Origin of the sequence: Bacillus sp. FSL R12-0074 (assembly GCF_038005725.1) — a bacterium.
In the GTDB taxonomy this organism is placed as follows: Bacteria; Bacillota; Bacilli; order Bacillales; family Bacillaceae_G; genus Bacillus_A; species Bacillus_A mycoides.
The window spans coordinates 4,580,573-4,599,844 of the sequence record NZ_JBBOTR010000001.1 but is presented as its reverse complement, the minus strand read 5'-3'; the positions used below and the strand labels follow the sequence as shown (position 1 = coordinate 4,599,844).

The window sequence follows — 19,272 nt, the reverse complement described above, 5'->3', positions numbered from 1 at the left end:
ATATTTTGCAAATATGAGGTGAGAAACAATGGTAGAAAAACGAATCCCGATTCAAGTTGCTGAGGCTGTAGAGCGGGTTATGAAATATGCTAAGCATGGTGAAGTAGAAGAAGCTTCTATTACAGAAAGTTATGGGAGGATTCTTGGAGAGGATGTTGTCTCAGATCACGACGTTCCTCACTTTGATCGTTCTCCTTACGATGGTTTCGCAATTCGAGCAGAAGACACTAAGGAAGCGAGTCAAGAGCAGCCGATTGAATTTGAAGTAATAGGAGAGATCGGAGCAGGATCTGTTTTTACAGAAGAAGTAGGGGCTTTTCAGGCGGTTCGTATTATGACAGGAGCAGCTATTCCAGAAGATTGCAATGCAGTCGTAATGCTAGAACTGACGGAGGGATTCGAGAGGAACGAAAGTACATATATGAAGTTAAAACGTCCTTTCCAAAACGGTGACAATGTGTCATTTAAAGGAGAAGATATAAAACAAAATCAAGTCCTCGTTAAGAAAGGTGTTGTAATCAATCCAGGTGTTGCCGCATTATTAGCGACGTTTGGATATAGCACTGTGAAAGTTGTAAAACAACCTGTTGTCGGTATTGTAACGACAGGAAGTGAATTACTAGAAGTGCATGAGGCGTTAGAGCCAGGGAAAATTAGAAATAGTAACTCTTACATGATTGCCGCTCAAATTATGAAAGCTGGCGGGAAAGTGCGTTACTATGGACAACTTGCCGATGAGTTAGATGCATGTTTTACAGCTGTTAAATCAGCGATGGATGAGGTCGATATTTTACTTACAACGGGCGGTGTTTCAGTAGGGGATTACGACTATTTGCCAGCTATTTATGAAAGGTTACAGGCGAATGTACTCTTTAATAAAATAGCGATGAGACCAGGGAGTGTAACGACAGTAGCTGAAGTTGATGGAAAGCTACTCTTTGGTTTATCAGGTAATCCGTCAGCTTGTTATGTAGGTTTCGAATTATTTGTGCATCCAATTATGAAAACGTATTTGCATGTGAAGGAGCCTCACGTATATAGAACTGATGCTATTTTACAAAAAGATTTTCCGAAACCAAATCCGTTTACTCGTTTTGTAAGAGCAAAAGCGAGTATTGTTAATGGGGCACTACAAGCGATGCCAGTCGGTTTAGATAAATCGAGTGCAGTCTCTTCACTTGCGGATGCAAATGCTTTTATCGTGCTGCCTGGAGGAACGAGAGGATTTGAAGCAGGAATGAAAGTGTCTGTATTATTGTTAGAATGCTCTGAGGGAAGTGATTGGCCGTGGACAAAGCCTCTTCAATCTTACAAATAGTAGGGTATCAAAATAGCGGGAAAACAACACTTGTAGAGAAGATGGTGCATGCATTAACTGAAAGAGAAATGAAGGTTGCTACAATTAAACATCATGGTCACGGGGGCTTTCCTGAAGTAGCGCAAAAAGATAGTGAAAGACACAGAAAAGCTGGTGCTGTAGTAAGTAGTGTAGAAGGTGCCGGATTACTATCTTTGTCCTCTTTGCGAGATGAATGGTCCTTGCAAGAAATTATCCGCTTGTACGAATTTTTTGAAGTAGATACGATTTTAATAGAGGGCTATAAAGCTGAGAACTATCCGAAAGTAGTGTTACTTCGTTCTGCGGAAGACGCTGAACTTTTACATAAAGTAGAAAATATAGCGGCAGTTATTACGTGGTATGATGCTTCGTCAAATGTACGAGAAGAATATAAAGTATTTCATATAACAGAAGAAAAATTGTATATAGACTGGTTTTTACAAACGGCTAGGGGTGCAAAATGATAAATACGTATTATGAAGTAATTGATACAGAAATCTCGATTGAAGAGGTGACAAAGAAAGTAGTTCGCCGTGAATGTGGTGCTGTTACAACATTTATCGGGACAGTTAGGGAGTTTACGAAAGGGCGTCGTACACTATACTTAGAGTATGTAGCTTATAAGACGATGGCAGAAAAGATGCTACAGAAAATTGGGTCAGAAGTGAAGGAGAAGTGGCCCGGTACACATGTTGCGATTACGCATCGCATCGGCACGCTGCAAATTTCTGATATAGCGGTTGTTGTTGCTGTATCAACGCCTCATCGCAAAGAGGCTTATGAAGCGAATGAATATATTATGGAGCGTATTAAGCAAATTGTTCCAATTTGGAAAAAGGAGTTTTGGGAAGATGGTGACTCATGGATTGGTGACCAATTAGAAAAAACACCATATCCAGCAGGAGAGCCTGGGAAGGAGTTATAAATATGATTCGAGTATTGTTATTTGCGAACTTGCAAGAAGAAGCAGGAACGAGTGAATTACAAATAGAGAAAGAAAATATTACTGTTGCAGAGTTAAAAGATATTGTTGCGAAAGAATATAATGTACCAGTGTCAGCGCCAATTATGGTTGCGATTAATGAAGAGTACGCAAATGAAGATGACACGATACACACTGGTGATGTAGTTGCACTAATACCACCAGTGAGTGGTGGTTAATATTGGATTTATGCTATAAAAAACGACTTTCCTAAATAGGGAAAGTCGTTTTTTTATGGCATTTTGGAGAACACTATCTTATAGGAAAAGGAGGAAGTTATGAAAAAGATATGTGTAATGATTGCAATGATATGTTCTGTTTTTTTCTTCTCTCCAAGCAATTCTTTGGCAAAAGAATCGACGGAACAGCTTTTAGAAAGTGCGTTACTGAATCGATATTACTCGGTTATAAGGCAAGTGACAGAAGATCAATATGAATGTGACTCAGTTACAAATATAAAGCGTCTAGGCAAGAAAGATGAGTTTGTTCCTAGGTTTGAAGTTACAATACAATTTCTTACATTTCAAGGGGCACATAATCCGCCGAATGATAAAGTTACACTTACTTTGGAAGACAATTTAGATCACATAAAGATAAAGAAAGTAGAGCGAGAAAAGAATGTTTCTGGTGCTATTGTAGAAAAGATTTGTGCACGAAAAAACGAAAAAATAAAAGCTCACTCTAATGATTTAGAGCGATAACCTATGACATTTTGTAGAGAAAGGTAATGAGCGATGGATATACTTTTAGCGATTTTACCAGCTATATTTTGGGGGAGTATTGTGCTATTTAACGTGAAACTGGGTGGGGGACCGTATAGTCAAACGCTCGGTACAACGTTCGGTGCACTTATCTTCTCAATTGTCGTTTATATTTTTATGAAGCCGGTATTAACTCCGACCGTTATTGGAGTTGGAATTGTATCTGGCTTATTTTGGGCACTTGGTCAAGCGAATCAATTAAAAAGTATTGATTTAATGGGTGTTTCTAGAACGATGCCGATTTCAACAGGGCTTCAATTAGTCGCAACAACATTATTTGGGGTTATCGTGTTTCATGAATGGTCAACGACGATATCGGTCGTTCTTGGAGTTTTGGCGCTCGTTTGTATTATTATCGGGGTTATTTTAACATCGCTTCAAAGTAAAGAAGAGAAGAATGCAGAGCAAGCCGGAAATTTTAAAAAAGGAATTATTATTTTATTAATTTCAACAGTCGGTTATTTAGTTTACGTAGTAGTTATCCGGTTATTTAACGTGAACGGTTGGTCGGCTTTATTACCACAAGCGGTCGGTATGGTATTAGGCGGGATTTTACTCACATTTAAACATCATCCATTCAATAAATATGCGATTCGAAATATTCTTCCAGGATTGATTTGGGCAGCTGGAAATATGTTTTTATTCATTTCGCAGCCAAGAGTTGGGGTCGCAACAAGCTTTTCCCTTTCACAAATGGGAATTATTATTTCGACGCTTGGCGGGATTTTTATATTAGGTGAAAGGAAAACGAAGCGTCAATTAATTGGGATTGTTATTGGTATCGTTTTTATCATTGCAGCTGGAATTATGCTGGGAATTGCGAAAAATTAAGGAGGTATTAAAATGTATAGCGATTTAGAAGGGAAAGTCGTCGTTATTACAGGATCAGCAACTGGTCTTGGAAGAGCCATGGGAGTAAGATTTGCTAAAGAGAAGGCGAAAGTTGTTATTAACTATCGCTCAAGAGAGTCAGAAGCGAACGATGTATTAGAAGAAATAAAAAAGGTAGGCGGAGAAGCGATTGCTATAAAAGGTGATGTGACGGTCGAGGCAGATGTTGTGAATCTCATTCAATCTGCTGTGAAAGAGTTTGGTACGCTCGACGTTATGATTAATAATGCAGGGATAGAAAACGCGGTACCGTCGCACGAAATGCCGTTAGAGGATTGGAATAAAGTAATTCATACAAATTTAACAGGTGCTTTTTTAGGAAGTCGTGAAGCGATTAAATATTTTGTGGAACACGATATTAAAGGTTCGGTTATTAATATATCTAGTGTTCATGAGAAAATCCCGTGGCCATTATTTGTACATTATGCGGCTAGTAAGGGGGGGATTAAGCTTATGACAGAAACGTTAGCGTTAGAATATGCACCAAAAGGTATTCGGGTAAATAATATTGGGCCTGGTGCAATTAATACGCCAATTAATGCTGAAAAATTTGCTGACCCGAAAAAACGTGACGACGTAGAAAGTATGATTCCAATGGGTTACATTGGAAAACCTGAAGAAATCGCAGCAGTAGCAACGTGGCTTGCTTCAGCAGAGGCAAGTTACGTAACTGGAATTACGTTATTTGCAGATGGTGGAATGACTCTATACCCATCGTTTCAAGCGGGGCGTGGGTAATATGAAAGGCCAAAGAGATTTAACTCTTTGGCCTTTTTTACGCAAAAAAAAATAGCGGTCGGCTATTTTTAAAATTAATGATTGATTGTATCTTGAAGAAATTCTGTTGCTTGATGTTCTGAAACATTCTGTACGAGCGCAACTTCACTAATAACCATTTTACGCGCATTATCTAGCATTTGTTTTTCGCTCGCATTTAATGCTCTTTCTTTATTGCGACGAAGTAAATCACGAACAACTTCTGCACTATCTTGAAGATTGCCGTTCTTCATTTTTTCCATATTCATTGTATATCTTTGTTTCCAAGAGAGTGAGGGGTCTGATTCCCCATGATGAAATTCAAGAAGTATACCATCTAACGTACCTTTATCGACGATATAACGTATACCTGATTTTTGTAATTGATTTATCGGAAGCATTACTTGCATATCTTTACTAATGATGCGTATAACACAATATTGACGCGTAGTGCCTAATATTTCTTTCTCTTCAATTGCTTCGATGATTCCTGCACCGTGCATTGGATAAACGATTTTATCACCAATTTGAAACAAATCATCCACCTCCGTATGTGGTAACTACTTTTAATGATAACATACTAGGGTAAAAATGTCAAATTTTATATAATATCACATCTGATATGCTGTAGTCAATATATAAAAGTCGTTTTTTGTTTGTTTTTTTGCTCTTATAAGTTGAATAAATAGGGGGAATTTTTTTAGAAAAATAGTACAGGCGCAGAAAGAGGGCATATCCACTTATTTTTAAGCATAAAATATAAAATCGCTAATACAATATACCTAAATCCGTTCTTTGCAAGGGAGGGAGAGAAGGTGGGGCGCACAATTAGAATTGATATTACAAATAAAGTTGTAGCCAAATTTAGGCAAGATTATTTGGAATTATATACGAGTAAGTTTATGATAGGTAAGTTTTATGTCTATACTGAAGATAAACAATATGTGTTAGAAGACGGATATATATATGAAGATGGAAAGTTTTATCGCATCATAGATACGCACCGTGGCAATAAACAAGCGGCGGAGGGCTGCGATCTAGGATGGTGTTAACATGATTCGTGTGAAAGTGTTTGATGAAAGTCATGAAAAAGACTTAGAAGACGCTGTAAATGTATTTTTGAAAAAAATTGATGATGGAAATTTTGTAGATATAAAGTATCAAGTTGGTGTTTCAATTAACGATGATGAAAATCAAATTTATTGTTTTTCAGCGATGATTGTTTATAAAGCATAAAAAAGAGCTGGGGAGCCAGCTCTTTTTTATGCTTTACGTTGGGACAACATGTGTCGGTAAAATATTCATAATAGATTGTGTTGCGCCGATTTTCTTTTCCGTTAAAAGAACTTTTCCTGCTTCGTGCTCCTGAGCATCTGTACACATACCAAGGTGATAACGATCACCTAAAAATGGATCAATATAAAAACCGTTTTTAAAAACTTTATCATTCGGGTGTTTTTCATGGTGAATTTCAGAACAGTTAATGCAATAGAACATAGCTTTCATCTCCTTTTTATTTTGTTTAAAAAAGTGGGTAGGTAGTCATTTCGCTCCTAAGGAAATGTTGAGGAGAAGAGAAATAACTACCTACCCAAATGGCGGGCATACTCCTTCTGATTTTTACATATCTCGTGTATTGTCCCCGAGGGAAGGAGGAGAGACGAAGTACAGATGAGATAAGTTAGGCGCTTCTCTCAATAGGAGTGATAGAGTTTCGTATTGAGGGAATTTTCTATTTTTCATTGCCTTTGTGAGTATATTATGAAGGAATGGTGAGAGGGTGTTTGTCCTGTTGAAAAAATGTTGAGAATTTCTCAACAGTGAAAAAGAGTCTTTCTTGACATAAAACCAAAAGGTGTTATATTGTTAATGTGAAACTAAAAGGTGTTATATTTTAATGCCGAATAAAGGAGATATAAAATGGAACAACAAAATACATTAAATGATATTAAACAAACAATCGTTTTTAACGCGCCTATTCAAAAAGTATGGAATGTAGTATCGACTGCAGAAGGAATTGCGTCATGGTTTATGCCAAATGATTTCGAATTGGCGGTAGGACATGAGTTTCATGTGCAATCACCTTTCGGACCATCACCATGTAAAGTGTTAGAGATTGATGAGCCGAATTATTTATCTTTCTCATGGGACACAGATGGCTGGGTTGTTTCATTTAATTTGAAAGACCTAGGAGATAATAAAACAGAATTTACGTTAATTCACGGCGGCTGGAAACATCCTGATGAAATCCTTTCGAAAGCGAATGCGAAGAGCTCTATTATTCGCGATAGAATGAATGGTGGCTGGGTAGCGATTGTAAATGAAAAACTGAAAAAGGTTGTCGAAGGTTAAGTGTCCTCGTCAGCAGCGAAATATGATGTATTTCAAGCAATTGCTGATCCAACCCGCCGAGAAGTGTTACGGTTATTAAGTGATAAAGAGTTACCAATTTCAAAAATAACGGATCATTTTCCGATGAGCCGTACTGCAGTTGTAAAGCACCTTCATATTCTTTCAGAAGCGAATTTAGTGAGTGGAAGAAAGAGCGGAAGAGAGAAGATATATCGTTTGCACCCAGAACCATTAGAGGAATTACAGCAGTGGCTCTCGTACTATGAACGATTTTGGGATAATAAATTGTCCGTGCTTAAACATATTGTGGAGAATGAAGAGTAGATTTTATGCAAAAAGGATGACCGAAATGGTCATCCTTTTTTTATTGTTCACTTGTTTGTTTAGCGGGCTTTAATAGGATCCAAGCGATAATTAATGTGAATACCGCTAATACGAAAGTGCTCATATAAATGACGTGTACACTTGATGCTAATGCGGATTGTGACTCAGTTGCTACGTTTGCTGTAGCCCCTCCATGTCCGCCAGAAGAAACAAGATCAAGGTTTTTAATGCCACGTGCATGAATCATCGTATTGAAGATCGTTCCGAAGATTGCAGCTCCTAGTGTTTGACTAAATGTATTAATAAATGTATTTAAACCAACTGCCGTTCCGCGCGTATTCGCCGGTACAGCTGCTTGAATTGTTACCATGTAAATTGGTGTAACAAGCCCCATTCCTAAGCCGAATAATCCGACTGCAACATAAATAAGGAATGATGGTGAATCTGTGGATAATGTAAATAATAAGAAAGTAGCAACTGATAAAATGCTAGCTCCAAGTAAAATAATTTGTTTCGTTTGTAACTTGCCAACTAAGTTACCGGAGAACATAGCACCGAATGTCCACATAACAGGAATCGGCATTAAAATGAGTCCAGCCTCTGTCGCATTTTTTCCTAAAACACCTTGGCTCCAAATTGGAAGATACACTGTAATACTAATAATCATTGCGCCAGCAATAAGTGTTAGTATGTTTATTGTAGATAATGTACGGTTAGAGAAAAGTGCTAGCGGAATTAATGGCTCCGGAGACTTTTTCTCGATGTATAAGAAAATAATGAATGAAACAGCGGCAAAGATTAATAGGCCGATAATTGAAATGTCTCCCCAGTTTTGCTTACTGCTACCTGTTAATAATGCGTATAGTAAAGCAATTGTACTTAATGAGAAAACTGTCGCACCAAGATAGTCGATATGTTGCTTAGCGGCGGACTTAACAGATTCCTTATAAGAAGTGGCAAACATTAAGCAAGCGATAATTCCAAAAGGAACGTTTAAGAAGAAAATATAGCGCCAAGAAAGAGAATCAACTAAAAATCCACCTACTAACGGCCCAATAACACCAGATACACCCCAAACTGCACTCATCCAGCCTTGTGCTTTCGCGCGGTCTTTCGCTTCGCTATATAGGTCTCCAATAATCGTCATTGTGATCGGCATAACAGCACCAGCCCCTATACCTTGAAGAGCACGGAAGAAGATTAATTGTTCCATTGATGTAACGACTCCGCAAAGTGCAGAACCGATTAAGAAGATTGTTGCTCCGATGAGCAGAACTTTTTTACGGCCGAATAAATCAGCTAGCTTTCCGTATATTGGAGTCGAAACAGCTGTTGCAAGCATATAGATTGCATATACCCAACTAACAAGTTCGACACCTGACAAATCACTCGTTATACGAGGGATTGCTGTACTAACAATCGTTCCTTCTACCGCAGAAAGAAACGTCATTAGCATTAAAGACATCATGACTTTTTTTCTCATTTGTTTTCCCCTTACCCTTTTTCGAATATTCAACAATATAAAATATAAAGGTACTAAGGTATATAAAGCAACAAAAAAGAAATGGGAAGTTAGGAGGAAGGGATATTTTTGAAAAAACGGTCGATATATTTAAAGTATCGCCAATATAATTTCGTGTACTGCTTTGCTATTTCAACATACTAAAAAAAGAAACAGGAGTCCCTGTTTCTTTTTTTAGTACTGCATTTTCGCATTTTGTCCTGCTGTTGTTCCGGCAATTCGGCCAGTAACAAGGGCAGATGTAATGTTATAGCCGCCAGTATAACCGTGAATATCAAGAACTTCTCCGCAGAAGTATAAACCATTCGTGAATTTCGAAGCCATTTCTTTCGGGTTAATTTCTTTAACGGATACCCCTCCGCCAGTAACGAATGCTTTTTCAATTGACTGCGTACCATTTACATGGACGGTAAATTCTTTAAAGTCTTTCACAAGTGCGCGAATCTTCTCATGAGAAACTTGTCCAGCTTGTTCGCTACCGTCAATTTCATTTTTTTCTAATAAGAATAGGAAGTAACGTTCAGGAACATAGCCTTTTAAAACGTTTTTAATTCCTTTTTTCGGATCTTCTTTCATTTGTTTCAGCATGCGCTGGAACAGTTGCTCACTATTTTCTTCTGGCAATGCATCGATACTCATGTGCACTGTGTTCGTTTTAAACTTTTTCATCGCTTTCACAACGAATTGGCTACAGCGAAGAGCAGCAGGACCAGATAGGCCGAAGTGAGTGAAAAGCATGTCCATTTTATGAGAAATGATAACTTTTCCTTTCGGGTTTAATACACTTAAGTTTACATCTCGTAAAGCAAGACCTTGTAATGTGCGGTCACGAATAAACGGTTCGTTTGAAAGAATTGGTACTTCTGTTGGGAAAAGTTCTGTAATTGTATGCCCAGCTTTTTCAGCCCAAGCGTATCCGTCTCCAGTAGAACCAGTTTGAGGAACAGATTTTCCGCCAACAGCGATAACGACGTGATTCGTTTCTAACACTTCACCTGTTTGCAGAATAACAGCCTTCGTTTGACTGTTTTCATACTCAATCGTTTCGACAGGCGTATTCGTACGTATTTTCACACCTAAGTCTTTTAATCGTGTTAACAGTGCATCTACAACAGATTGCGCTTTATTTGATACTGGGAACATGCGGCCATGATCCTCTTCTTTCAGTTGTACACCGAGATTTTCGAAGAATGTAATAATATCTTCATTACTGAAAATAGAAAAAGCACTGTATAAGAAGCGACCATTTCCAGGTATATGTTTAACGATTTCATCAAGTGGTAGACGGTTTGTTACGTTACAACGACCACCACCAGAAATCGCAAGTTTACGTCCTAGTTTATTTCCTTTATCAAGAAGTAAGACGCTTGCGCCTTCTTCAGCAGCACCGATTGCAGCCATTAGCCCTGAAGGACCGCCGCCGATGACAATAACATCATAATGCATAATATATCGACCTCATTTTCTACATTTCCTGCCTAAAAGAATAGCATGTTTTCCCTTAAAAGAAAAATAGAGTGAAGTACTGCTTAAGAGGAGAATTGTGGTACAATACAAAAGTTAGAGTTCAGCATTATCCTGCTATTTATGGGCAATAAGACTACTATCTTAAGATTTATGAGAAGTAAAGAGGGAGTTAAAAAGGTCCGTAAATGCTCGAATGATTAGTAGGAGGGGAGTCTCCCACTAATTATAGTTTCACTTTATCCCGCATTAACGGGCAGTAAAACTCCCACCTCAAAATTCGGCTAGAGCAAAGAAGTTAGGTGGGAGATAAACTGCCCGTAAAAGTCCGATTGGTGCGGGCTAATAATCAGTGGGGGATGAAAAAAACCCCCACTAATTATAGTTTCACTTTATGTAGATGTAGGAGGATTTTCGTATGTCCGATTCAAAATTTCTGCGCGGAACGCTTATTGTGACGTTAGGGACATTTTTAGTAAAGTTCTTAGGCATGATTTACGTTTTTCCGTTTCATGCATTAGTAGGCACAGAAGGCGGAACGCTCTATACATATGGATACATTCCATATACGATATTTTTAAGTATCGCAACGGCAGGAGTGCCGCTTGCTGTTTCTAAGTTTGTTTCCAAATATAATGCCCTTGGAGATTATAAAACGAGCCGGAGAATGTTCCGCTCGGGAATGGTTATGATGATAGTAACAGGAGTTCTTTCCTTCTTAGTACTGTACATGACCGCACCATTATTTGCAGAAGCAATGCTTGGTAAACAAAGTTTACAAAATAAGATAGAAGAAGTTACGACGATTATTCGCCTCGTAAGTTTTGCGCTTATTGTTGTGCCGGCAGCAAGTTTGATTCGTGGTTATTTCCAAGGCCACCAATCGATGGGACCGACTACGGTTTCACAAATTATTGAGCAAATTATTCGTATCGTCTTTTTATTAGCGGGTAGTTTCATCGTTATTAAAGTACTTGGCGGTACAGTAGCAACGGCAGTTGGGGTTGCGACATTCGCTGCGTTCGTTTCAGCAGTTGGAGCACTTGGCGTATTAATTTGGTACTGGTTAAAACGTAAAAAATATTTGGATCAATATTTAATTGAGCAAACTGTACCAGAATCGACGGTAAGTACCGCTCAATTGTTTAAAGAGTTGTTTGCATATGCAATCCCTTACGTTGTAATTGGATTAACAATTCCTTTATATCAACAAATTGATACATTGACATTTAACTCTATTATGCAGGCGATTGGTCAAGGAGATATCGCAGAGCGAGCACTCGGTATTTTCACGATGTGGACGCATAAATTAATTATGATTCCAGTATCACTTGCAACAGCGTTTAGTTTAACGCTCGTGCCAGCGATTACAAAGTCGTTTACTGAAAAGCAATACCGTTATTTGAAATTACAAATTACACAAACATTCCAGGCGAATATGTTTTTAACATTGCCAGCAGTTGTCGGTATTTCTACACTTGCATATCCGATTTACACTGCTTTCTACGATTCAGACCCACTAGGTGGACAAGTATTAATGTGGTATGCGCCAGTTGCATTGTTATTCGCTTTATTCACAGTAACAGCAGCAATTCTGCAAGGGATTAACCAGCAGAAACATGCGATTGTTGCGCTTGTGATGGGTGTTATTTTGAAATTTGCATGTAACGTAATCTTTATTCGTTATTTCGGTACAGTTGGGGCGATTTTGGCTACTGCAGTCGGCTTCTTAGCTTCCGTATGGTATACGAATAGACAAATTAAAAAACACGCACACTATTCATTTGGTGTTGTATATAAGAGAACATTCCAAATTGCAGTCTTAACACTTGTAATGGTTATTGCTGTAAAACTATCACAATGGCTTCTATCCTTCATGATTTCGCCTGATGGCCGTATTGGTGCTCTTATTACAGTTGCGATTTGTGCAGGTATTGGTGGTCTTGTTTACGGATTGGTGGCGATTCGCACAGGAGTACTAGAAAGAGTATTTGGCGGAGAAGCTTTAGAGAAAATCCAGCGTAAACTTGGTAGTAGATTCAAAATAAAGTTGAAATCAAAAGGGGCGTAAATACGTCCCCTTTTCTATGATAAATAAAGAAGGTGAAGAACATGAGATTAGATAAATTATTAGCGAATATGGGACACGGAAGTAGAAAAGAAGTAAAGAAATTACTGAAAGACGGCGTTGTGAAGATTGATGGAACGCCAGTGAAAGATGCGAAGTTTCATGTGAATGTAGAAGAGCAAGAGGTTATGATTCACGGTGAAGTTGTGGAATATAAAGAGTTTGTTTATTTAATGATGCATAAACCACAAGGTGTTATTTCAGCGACAGAAGATGATAACCACGAAACAGTAATAGATTTATTAGAATTAGAAGATGCGATTTTCGATCCATTCCCTGTTGGAAGGCTCGATATTGATACAGAAGGTTTCTTATTAATCACAAATGATGGGAAGTTAACGCATCAACTATTATCTCCGAAAAAGCATGTGCCGAAAAAATATTATGCACACATTTCAGGTGTTGTAACGGAAGAGGATGTAATAGAATTCGCTAAAGGTGTTATTTTAGAAGATGGCTATGAAACGAAGCCAGGCGAACTTACAATTTTAAAAAGTGATGATATTTCTGAGATTGAACTCGTCATTACAGAAGGAAAATTCCATCAAGTGAAGCGTATGTTTGAAGCGGTAGGGAAAAAAGTAGTTTATTTAAAGAGAACAGAGATGGGACCTTTAATGTTAGATGAAGAGTTAGAACTTGGGCAATATCGTGAATTAACAGATGAAGAAGTAGAGATGTTAAAGACGTATCAAGTAGATAACGAAAAGTAACGCCAATTTCAGAGCATAGAAAAGACCCCTTTCTAATGAGTTAGAAAGGGGTATGTATTTATTTACATACAATTATTTTTTATTATGAGGTCATTCTCACTTTCTTTCCTGTCGTTGTCCACTTGCCGCGGCAAGGGCTATACACGAGTTCATTAAACTGCAACACATTTAGATCACGTTGTATTGTTCGCGGTGTGATCCCGAACTCATCTACAAGGTCTTTCGTTGTTACCGTACCGTTTTCATTGATGTACATATAAATCGATTTAATGCGTGTTAGCATACGAGTAGTTGTAGGTTTCAAGAGAAAACCGCTCCTCTACTAGTTTTTTTGACCCCATTCAGGAAAGAAGGTCGTTACTACCATTGTACTCTACATGATAAAATTCATGCTTTAACTTACTTAAATTTTACAAAAGTTTAACAAATATTCATATAGAAAAATATTGGTAGTTGACATTGTATGTCTGGTCAGTCAACTAACTCATAAATTTCTACGTAAAACGCCAAATTCCTGCAAATTTTTTTTAAAAAATAAAAGAAAAACTAATAAGAAATATCTGAAATATTACAATTGTCCGTTATTAAGTTTTCATGTATGGCATAAGAGATTTTCGTTTGCTATGATGAAAGAGACAATATAGTGAAGGATGGATGCGTGATGTCGACGATTAATTGGACAGAAGAAGTTACAAAACGAAAAGATGATTTAATTCGTGATACACAAAAATTTTTACAAATTAAAAGTGTATGGGAAGAAGAATCTGCGAAAGAGGGCGCACCATTTGGTGAAGGTGTAGAAAAAGCCTTATCTTTCATGTTACATAAAGGAGAAGCAGAAGGTTTCTGTTCTAAAAATTTAGAAGGATATGCAGGTCATCTTGAAATGGGACAAGGAGAAGAATTAGTAGGTATTCTTTGTCACGTTGATGTTGTACCAGAAGGAGATGGCTGGACAACTCCTGCGTATAGTGCGGATATTCGCGACGGGAAGATTTTTGCACGCGGTGCAATTGATGATAAAGGGCCGACGATGGCAGCTTATTATGCGATGAAAATCGTTAAAGAATTGGGCTTACCTCTTTCAAAACGTGTTCGTATGATTTTAGGAACAGATGAGGAAAGTAATTGGAAGTGTGTAGATCATTATTTTAAAAATGAAGAAATGCCAACAATCGGTTTTGCGCCGGATGCAGATTTTCCGATTATTAATGCGGAAAAAGGAATTTCTGACATACAAGTTGTGCAAAGTGGTGGCGAAGAGAAAGAAGGCACATTTAAGCTTATTTCATTTGAGTCAGGTCGTCGTTTAAATATGGTTCCTGATTTTGCAGAAGCAGTTATTACAGGAGAAGATGTAAATACACTTACAGTAGCATATGAAGAGTATTTACAAACTGCTAAAAAAATAGGTAAAGCAATTGTAGAAGGAAAGACGGTGACGTTGCAAATCAAAGGGATTTCAGCTCACGGATCTACTCCGGAAAAGGGAGAAAATGCAGGTTTATTATTGGTAAACTTCTTAACGAAAGTTTCTCTTGATGGAAAAGGGGCTTCATTTGCCTCGTTTGTAACAGAAACATTTACAGGTGATATTATTGGAGAAAAAGCTGGTATTTCTTATAAAGATGATATTAGCGGGCCGTTAACAGTGAATGTTGGTCGCCTGTCTTACTCGCAAGAAAACGGTGGTAATTTAGGATTAAATGTACGCTATCCAGTTACAACTAACTTTGAAGAAACGATTGCAAAGTTAAAAGAATATGTTGGTACTCATGGATTTGAAGTAGCGGATTATTCTAACTCTCGCCCGCATCACGTTGACAAAGATCATACGTTAATTCGTACTTTGCAACGTGTATATGAAGAACAAACTGGTGAAAAAGCTGAATTGTTAGCAATTGGCGGTGGTACTTATGCTCGTTCATTGAAAGCTGGCGTTGCATTTGGCCCGTTATTCCCAGGAAAAGAAGAACTTGCGCATCAAAAAGATGAGTACATTGAAATTGAAGATTTATTAAAAGCGACAGCGATTTATGCTCAGGCAATTCATGAATTAGCGAAATAAAAGATATTTAAATAATGACCGCTCTCTATTTTAGAGGGCGGATTCTTTTTAGCTGAATGAGATATGGAAGAAAAGCAACAATAACATAAAGGAGACGATGTAGATGGTGCCGCATTATTTTGTCGCAGTAACTTTACCACGTCATATAAAAGAAATTCTTTCTAATTATAAAGAGGAAATGAAGGATGAATTACCATTTCGCTCGTGGGTACATGAAGAAGACTATCATATTACCCTTTCATTTTTAGGAAGTGCGACAGAGGAACAGTTAGAAGGAATAAAGAATGGATTACAAACACTTACAGAAAAAACGGAATTATCATTCACGTTACAAGGACTTTCTACATTCGGACAGGTGGACCAGCCGCGTATATTTTGGGCGGGGATAAGTGATAATCAAGATTTGTTTACTTTACAAAAGCAAGTGCATACAATTTGTGAAGAAAATGGCTTCTCTCTAGAGACACGTCCTTATCATCCACATATTACTGTTGCGCGTAAATGGGTAGGAGAAAAAGTATTTGATCTGACAAATATAAAAGAGTTACCTGTAACATCATTTCAAGCGGATACGATTACTTTGTATGAATCTCACGTTAAGGAAACGCCGAAGTATAAATCGATTACTGAAATAAAACTACAAAAATAGAATGTATGAAAACGTTTTTTATACAGGTGAATATACTATAGGGAATAATGTGTTACTGTATAGAGCTTCGCTGATAAGAAAACCCTTATCACTTGCAGCTCGTTTCATTTTAACTTTAAGAATGATGGTGATTTTTTATGTTGAAAGTAAAACGTCCATTTGATGCCTATTTAGATGAAATGAATAAAATTACAATTTTGCTCCCGCATGCGTATGGAACAAGCCGGACATTTCGTTTACAAGAAGGAAGCAATGTGAAAGAGTTACCGATTGTTCATACTATTGCTCTTCCAGATGCAACGAAGTATGAATGCTTTATAGAAGAGCCGATAGATGTGGGGAAGTATTATACAGTACGGGATGAACGGAATGAAGAAACAGATTTACAAATAGGCGCTGTGATTCGAACAGTAGTTTTCGATGAAAAATATTATTACGAAGGTACCGACTTAGGTGCTGTGTATAAAAAAGAAGAAACAATATTTAAAGTATGGGCTCCGACTGCAAGGCTTGCGAAAGTACGGATTTATAAAAGTGATAAAGAATATATTGATTATGAAATGTACAGAGAAGAAAACGGAGTGTGGATTCATACATTACAAGGTGATCATGATGGAGCACGATATACATTCCTTGTTTGTATTAATTTAATATGGAACGAAGCGGTTGACCCTTATGCAAAGTCTGCGACGATAAATGGAAAATACGGCGTCGTTATCGATTTGGAAAAAACGAATGTGACAAAACGATTAGAATTATCACCATTACAGTCAATGACAGATGCCATATTGTATGAACTGCATATTCGTGACGCTACTATTCACCCAAACAGTGGGGTGAATAAGAAAGGAACATATAAAGGGCTAATGGAAGAGGAGACAGTAGGGCGAAATGGGACATTAACAGGATTGTCTCATATAAAAGATTTAGGCGTTACACATGTTGAACTATTACCTTTACATTGTTTTGGTGGTATAGATGAAGTGAATCCTGCTTCCGCATATAATTGGGGCTATAATCCGTTATATTACAATGTGCCAACAGGATTTTATGTTACAAACCCTTCTGATCCATATAACAGGATAGTAGAGTGTAAACAACTAATTGAAACATTTCATGATCACGGCATTCGAGTGATCATAGATGTTGTATATAATCATGTTTATGAAAGAGAATTATCATCATTTGAGAAGCTTGTCCCGGGATATTATTTTCGTCATGGGGAAGACGGTATGCCTTCTAATGGGACGGGAGTTGGAAATGATATAGCATCTGAACGGAAAATGATGAGGAAATTTATTATAGAATCTGTTTTATATTGGCTTACTGAATACAATGTTGATGGATTCCGATTTGATTTAATGGGAATTTTAGATGTTGAAACGATGAATGAATTAGAAAAAGAAGTACGAAAAATAAAGCAGGATGCGCTGTTATTAGGTGAAGGATGGGATTTGCAAACACCGCTTCCTCTTGAAGAGAAAGCGACGTTAAATAATGCGAATAAAATGCCATGTATTGCACAGTTTAATGATCAATTTCGTGATGGAATAAAAGGAAGTACTTTTAATATAAATAAACGTGGCTTTGCATTTGGTGGGCATGTAGACTGTAATCATTTGCAGTATATAGTAGCTGGTAGCCTTTTAAGTATGAAAGAAACAGGATTGTTCCTAGAGCCAGTACAAAGTATCAACTATGTAGAATGTCATGACAATATGACGATGTGGGATAAACTAGTGCAAAGTAATCCAGAATCAGAAGAAATTTTGAAAAGGCGTCATCGTTTAGCAACTGCAATGGTTATTCTTTCACAAGGGATTCCTTTCTTACATGCGGGGCAAGAGTTTTATCGTACGAAGCAAGGGAACGAAAATAGCTATAATGCAAATGATGAAATTAATCAATTAGATTGGGATCAAAAAGAGAAAGAGATGGAGACCGTTAACTATATAAAAGGGTTAATTGCGATTCGCAAAGGGCACGGGGCATTCCGATTACAAAATGTAGACCTTATAAAAAAGCATATGACTTTTTTGCAAACATCTACAGAAGTACTGGCATACTACTTAGAGCATGTAGAATTATTTGGACCGTGGAAAGAGATTGTAGTTTTATTTAATAGCGGTTTGGAAGCTAAAACGGTGCAGCTTCCAAAAGAAGAAACGTGGCATGTGTTAGTAAACGAAAAGCAAGCGAAAATAGAGCCAATTTCTTCATTTAGAGGAAAGGAACTTCAATTGGCTCCAATTAGCACGTATATATTGACGATAATGTGACAAATCGCTACTTGACGATGAGAATGTAATAAATGTAGAATTGACAAAGGTGACGATTTTCATAAGTTGTCATTCTATGATTGATTTTGTAAAATAAACTAGAAGAACAGGTGATTTATCCTGTTTTCGGCTTATGCTAAGTTTTTTCATTCAAATACAGTAAAATATATGAATCCACAACATGTGTAGAAATGTTGCGGTTTTTCTTTTCATAACTATAAAAGATAAGGATTTGTTAACGGGTAATGAATATGGAATGGTTGGAACAATTATTAGGAAAAGAGTGGAGTCTTATACCGGCTGGTGGAGTAACGGGCGATGCATATATTGCGCAAAACGGACAACAAAAGTTATTTTTAAAGCGGAATACATCGCCCTTTTTAGCGGTATTGTCAGCAGAAGGAATTGTTCCAAAATTACTTTGGACAAGAAGGGTAACGAACGGTGATGTAATTTCTGCTCAAAAATGGCTTCCGGGACAGAAGTTAGAGCCAGAGGATATGAAACTAGAACGTGTTGCGAAACTTTTGAAGAAAATACACTCCTCTAAAGCGCTTGTGCAGATGATTCAAAGGCTAGGAAAGCAGCCGCTTCATGCGCAAGAGTTATTACAACAATTACAGCTCGTTTTAAGAGGAGATATAAGAGTTGATGAAACAATTCAGCAAGGTCTTCAATATTTAACGGAGTCATTAAAAGATATTGAGTACAATGAATTCGTTGTATGCCATTGTGATGTAAACCATAACAATTGGATATTGTCGGACGAAGATGAATTGTTTTTAATTGATTGGGATGGGGCTGTTATTGCTGACCCAGCTTTAGATCTTGGTATGTTATTATATTGGTATGTTCCGCGCCATGAATGGAGTGAGTGGCTCGGATATTATGAGATTGAACTAGATGAATCATTGCTTAGGCGTATGAGATGGTATGTGATAGCACAAACGATTTTATCTATGCAATGGCACACAACAAAAAAGCAGCAAGCAGAAGCTAAATATTGGCATCAATATTTACAGCAACTACTTGCTTCAGAATAAT

General features: G+C 37.5%; 22 protein-coding genes. 17 read left to right on the top strand and 5 right to left on the bottom strand.

The genetic code is table 11. The annotated features are described in order from the left end of the window. Window positions 1–28: 28 nt before the first annotated feature. From NSS97_RS23930 to NSS97_RS23900, 7 genes are all read left to right on the top strand, one after another. Window positions 29–1,318, top strand: a complete 1,290-nt coding sequence (locus tag NSS97_RS23930) for a molybdenum cofactor synthesis domain-containing protein (protein ID WP_107887350.1) — start codon at window positions 29–31, stop codon at window positions 1,316–1,318. After that, window positions 1,282–1,803 (top strand): molybdopterin-guanine dinucleotide biosynthesis protein B, encoded by a 522-nt coding sequence (mobB, locus tag NSS97_RS23925; protein ID WP_002164943.1) that lies wholly within the window; start codon window positions 1,282–1,284, stop codon window positions 1,801–1,803. The genes NSS97_RS23930 and mobB overlap by 37 nt, the downstream gene beginning before the upstream one ends. Further along, window positions 1,800–2,264 carry a molybdopterin synthase catalytic subunit MoaE gene (moaE, locus tag NSS97_RS23920; protein WP_002129479.1) on the top strand — a complete coding sequence of 155 codons (465 nt, stop codon included), beginning with the start codon at window positions 1,800–1,802 and terminating at the stop codon, window positions 2,262–2,264. The genes mobB and moaE overlap by 4 nt, the downstream gene beginning before the upstream one ends. Window positions 2,265–2,266: 2 nt before the next feature. After that, a complete protein-coding gene (gene moaD / locus NSS97_RS23915; protein ID WP_002089064.1) occupies window positions 2,267–2,500 on the top strand; it encodes a molybdopterin converting factor subunit 1 in 234 nt (77 codons plus the stop codon). 99 nt (window positions 2,501–2,599) lie between these two features. Further along, window positions 2,600–3,022 carry a DUF3888 domain-containing protein gene (locus NSS97_RS23910; protein ID WP_002089063.1) on the top strand — a complete coding sequence of 141 codons (423 nt, stop codon included), beginning with the start codon at window positions 2,600–2,602 and terminating at the stop codon, window positions 3,020–3,022. Window positions 3,023–3,055: 33 nt separating this feature from the next. Further along, window positions 3,056–3,913, top strand: a complete 858-nt coding sequence (gene glcU, locus NSS97_RS23905; RefSeq protein WP_107887351.1) for a glucose uptake protein GlcU — start codon at window positions 3,056–3,058, stop codon at window positions 3,911–3,913. Between the two features lie 12 nt (window positions 3,914–3,925). Continuing rightward, window positions 3,926–4,711, top strand: coding sequence for a glucose 1-dehydrogenase (locus tag NSS97_RS23900; protein ID WP_341114173.1), 786 nt, complete (start codon window positions 3,926–3,928; stop codon window positions 4,709–4,711). Between the two features lie 74 nt (window positions 4,712–4,785). Here NSS97_RS23900 and NSS97_RS23895 read toward each other — a convergent pair whose 3' ends face one another. After that, the gene (locus NSS97_RS23895) at window positions 4,786–5,265 is read right to left on the bottom strand and encodes a CarD family transcriptional regulator (protein ID WP_002143447.1); all 480 of its coding nucleotides are present in this window, start codon (window positions 5,263–5,265) and stop codon (window positions 4,786–4,788) included. A 279-nt stretch (window positions 5,266–5,544) separates the two neighbouring features. On the opposite strand from NSS97_RS23895, the gene NSS97_RS23890 reads away from it, so the two are divergent. Then, entirely contained in the window at window positions 5,545–5,781 is a 237-nt protein-coding gene (locus NSS97_RS23890; protein WP_002089059.1) for a DUF2553 family protein, read from the top strand. A gap of 1 nt (window position 5,782) precedes the next feature. Continuing rightward, complete coding sequence (locus tag NSS97_RS23885; protein WP_000621746.1) at window positions 5,783–5,965, top strand: sporulation protein Cse60; 183 nt, start codon at window positions 5,783–5,785, stop codon at window positions 5,963–5,965. A 33-nt stretch (window positions 5,966–5,998) separates the two neighbouring features. On the opposite strand, the gene NSS97_RS23880 is transcribed toward NSS97_RS23885, so the two are convergent. Beyond that, the gene (locus NSS97_RS23880; protein WP_107887353.1) at window positions 5,999–6,226 is read right to left on the bottom strand and encodes a DUF3973 domain-containing protein; all 228 of its coding nucleotides are present in this window, start codon (window positions 6,224–6,226) and stop codon (window positions 5,999–6,001) included. Window positions 6,227–6,649: 423 nt separating this feature from the next. On the opposite strand from NSS97_RS23880, the gene NSS97_RS23875 reads away from it, so the two are divergent. Both NSS97_RS23875 and NSS97_RS23870 read left to right on the top strand, forming a co-directional pair. Continuing rightward, window positions 6,650–7,081 (top strand): SRPBCC family protein, encoded by a 432-nt coding sequence (locus NSS97_RS23875; RefSeq protein WP_107887354.1) that lies wholly within the window; start codon window positions 6,650–6,652, stop codon window positions 7,079–7,081. Beyond that, window positions 7,082–7,405, top strand: coding sequence for an ArsR/SmtB family transcription factor (locus NSS97_RS23870; protein WP_002015665.1), 324 nt, complete (start codon window positions 7,082–7,084; stop codon window positions 7,403–7,405). A 40-nt stretch (window positions 7,406–7,445) separates the two neighbouring features. Here NSS97_RS23870 and NSS97_RS23865 read toward each other — a convergent pair whose 3' ends face one another. After that, window positions 7,446–8,888 carry an MDR family MFS transporter gene (locus tag NSS97_RS23865; protein WP_044444001.1) on the bottom strand — a complete coding sequence of 481 codons (1,443 nt, stop codon included), beginning with the start codon at window positions 8,886–8,888 and terminating at the stop codon, window positions 7,446–7,448. 213 nt (window positions 8,889–9,101) lie between these two features. Beyond that, complete coding sequence (locus NSS97_RS23860) at window positions 9,102–10,373, bottom strand: NAD(P)/FAD-dependent oxidoreductase (protein WP_044444003.1); 1,272 nt, start codon at window positions 10,371–10,373, stop codon at window positions 9,102–9,104. A gap of 436 nt (window positions 10,374–10,809) precedes the next feature. Here NSS97_RS23860 and NSS97_RS23855 point away from each other — a divergent pair, with 436 nt between their 5' ends. Then, window positions 10,810–12,462, top strand: a complete 1,653-nt coding sequence (locus tag NSS97_RS23855) for a putative polysaccharide biosynthesis protein (protein ID WP_044444004.1) — start codon at window positions 10,810–10,812, stop codon at window positions 12,460–12,462. 41 nt (window positions 12,463–12,503) lie between these two features. Beyond that, window positions 12,504–13,232: a pseudouridine synthase gene (locus tag NSS97_RS23850; RefSeq protein ID WP_002034388.1), complete on the top strand. Its 729-nt coding sequence runs from the start codon at window positions 12,504–12,506 to the stop codon at window positions 13,230–13,232. Window positions 13,233–13,314: 82 nt separating this feature from the next. Here NSS97_RS23850 and NSS97_RS23845 read toward each other — a convergent pair whose 3' ends face one another. Continuing rightward, entirely contained in the window at window positions 13,315–13,536 is a 222-nt protein-coding gene (locus NSS97_RS23845) for a DeoR family transcriptional regulator (protein WP_000805512.1), read from the bottom strand. Between the two features lie 357 nt (window positions 13,537–13,893). Here NSS97_RS23845 and pepV point away from each other — a divergent pair, with 357 nt between their 5' ends. From pepV to NSS97_RS23825, 4 genes are all read left to right on the top strand, one after another. Continuing rightward, entirely contained in the window at window positions 13,894–15,300 is a 1,407-nt protein-coding gene (gene pepV, locus NSS97_RS23840) for a dipeptidase PepV (protein WP_002089051.1), read from the top strand. 103 nt (window positions 15,301–15,403) lie between these two features. Beyond that, complete coding sequence (gene thpR / locus NSS97_RS23835) at window positions 15,404–15,949, top strand: RNA 2',3'-cyclic phosphodiesterase (RefSeq protein WP_107887356.1); 546 nt, start codon at window positions 15,404–15,406, stop codon at window positions 15,947–15,949. A 137-nt stretch (window positions 15,950–16,086) separates the two neighbouring features. Then, a complete protein-coding gene (gene pulA / locus NSS97_RS23830; RefSeq protein ID WP_341114166.1) occupies window positions 16,087–18,228 on the top strand; it encodes a type I pullulanase in 2,142 nt (713 codons plus the stop codon). A gap of 245 nt (window positions 18,229–18,473) precedes the next feature. Next, complete coding sequence (locus tag NSS97_RS23825; protein WP_002034382.1) at window positions 18,474–19,271, top strand: phosphotransferase family protein; 798 nt, start codon at window positions 18,474–18,476, stop codon at window positions 19,269–19,271. Window position 19,272: the final 1 nt, after the last annotated feature.

Coding starts and splice junctions, on each gene's coding strand:
- NSS97_RS23930 (WP_107887350.1), top strand. CDS start 29: ATGGTAGAAAAACGAATCCCGATTCAAGTTGCTGAGGCTGTAGAGCGG.
- moaE (WP_002129479.1), top strand. CDS start 1,800: ATGATAAATACGTATTATGAAGTAATTGATACAGAAATCTCGATTGAA.
- moaD (WP_002089064.1), top strand. CDS start 2,267: ATGATTCGAGTATTGTTATTTGCGAACTTGCAAGAAGAAGCAGGAACG.
- NSS97_RS23910 (WP_002089063.1), top strand. CDS start 2,600: ATGAAAAAGATATGTGTAATGATTGCAATGATATGTTCTGTTTTTTTC.
- glcU (WP_107887351.1), top strand. CDS start 3,056: ATGGATATACTTTTAGCGATTTTACCAGCTATATTTTGGGGGAGTATT.
- NSS97_RS23900 (WP_341114173.1), top strand. CDS start 3,926: ATGTATAGCGATTTAGAAGGGAAAGTCGTCGTTATTACAGGATCAGCA.
- NSS97_RS23885 (WP_000621746.1), top strand. CDS start 5,783: ATGATTCGTGTGAAAGTGTTTGATGAAAGTCATGAAAAAGACTTAGAA.
- NSS97_RS23880 (WP_107887353.1), bottom strand. CDS start 6,226: ATGTTCTATTGCATTAACTGTTCTGAAATTCACCATGAAAAACACCCG.
- NSS97_RS23875 (WP_107887354.1), top strand. CDS start 6,650: ATGGAACAACAAAATACATTAAATGATATTAAACAAACAATCGTTTTT.
- NSS97_RS23865 (WP_044444001.1), bottom strand. CDS start 8,888: ATGAGAAAAAAAGTCATGATGTCTTTAATGCTAATGACGTTTCTTTCT.
- NSS97_RS23860 (WP_044444003.1), bottom strand. CDS start 10,373: ATGCATTATGATGTTATTGTCATCGGCGGCGGTCCTTCAGGGCTAATG.
- NSS97_RS23855 (WP_044444004.1), top strand. CDS start 10,810: ATGTCCGATTCAAAATTTCTGCGCGGAACGCTTATTGTGACGTTAGGG.
- NSS97_RS23850 (WP_002034388.1), top strand. CDS start 12,504: ATGAGATTAGATAAATTATTAGCGAATATGGGACACGGAAGTAGAAAA.
- pepV (WP_002089051.1), top strand. CDS start 13,894: ATGTCGACGATTAATTGGACAGAAGAAGTTACAAAACGAAAAGATGAT.
- thpR (WP_107887356.1), top strand. CDS start 15,404: ATGGTGCCGCATTATTTTGTCGCAGTAACTTTACCACGTCATATAAAA.
- pulA (WP_341114166.1), top strand. CDS start 16,087: ATGTTGAAAGTAAAACGTCCATTTGATGCCTATTTAGATGAAATGAAT.
- NSS97_RS23825 (WP_002034382.1), top strand. CDS start 18,474: ATGAATATGGAATGGTTGGAACAATTATTAGGAAAAGAGTGGAGTCTT.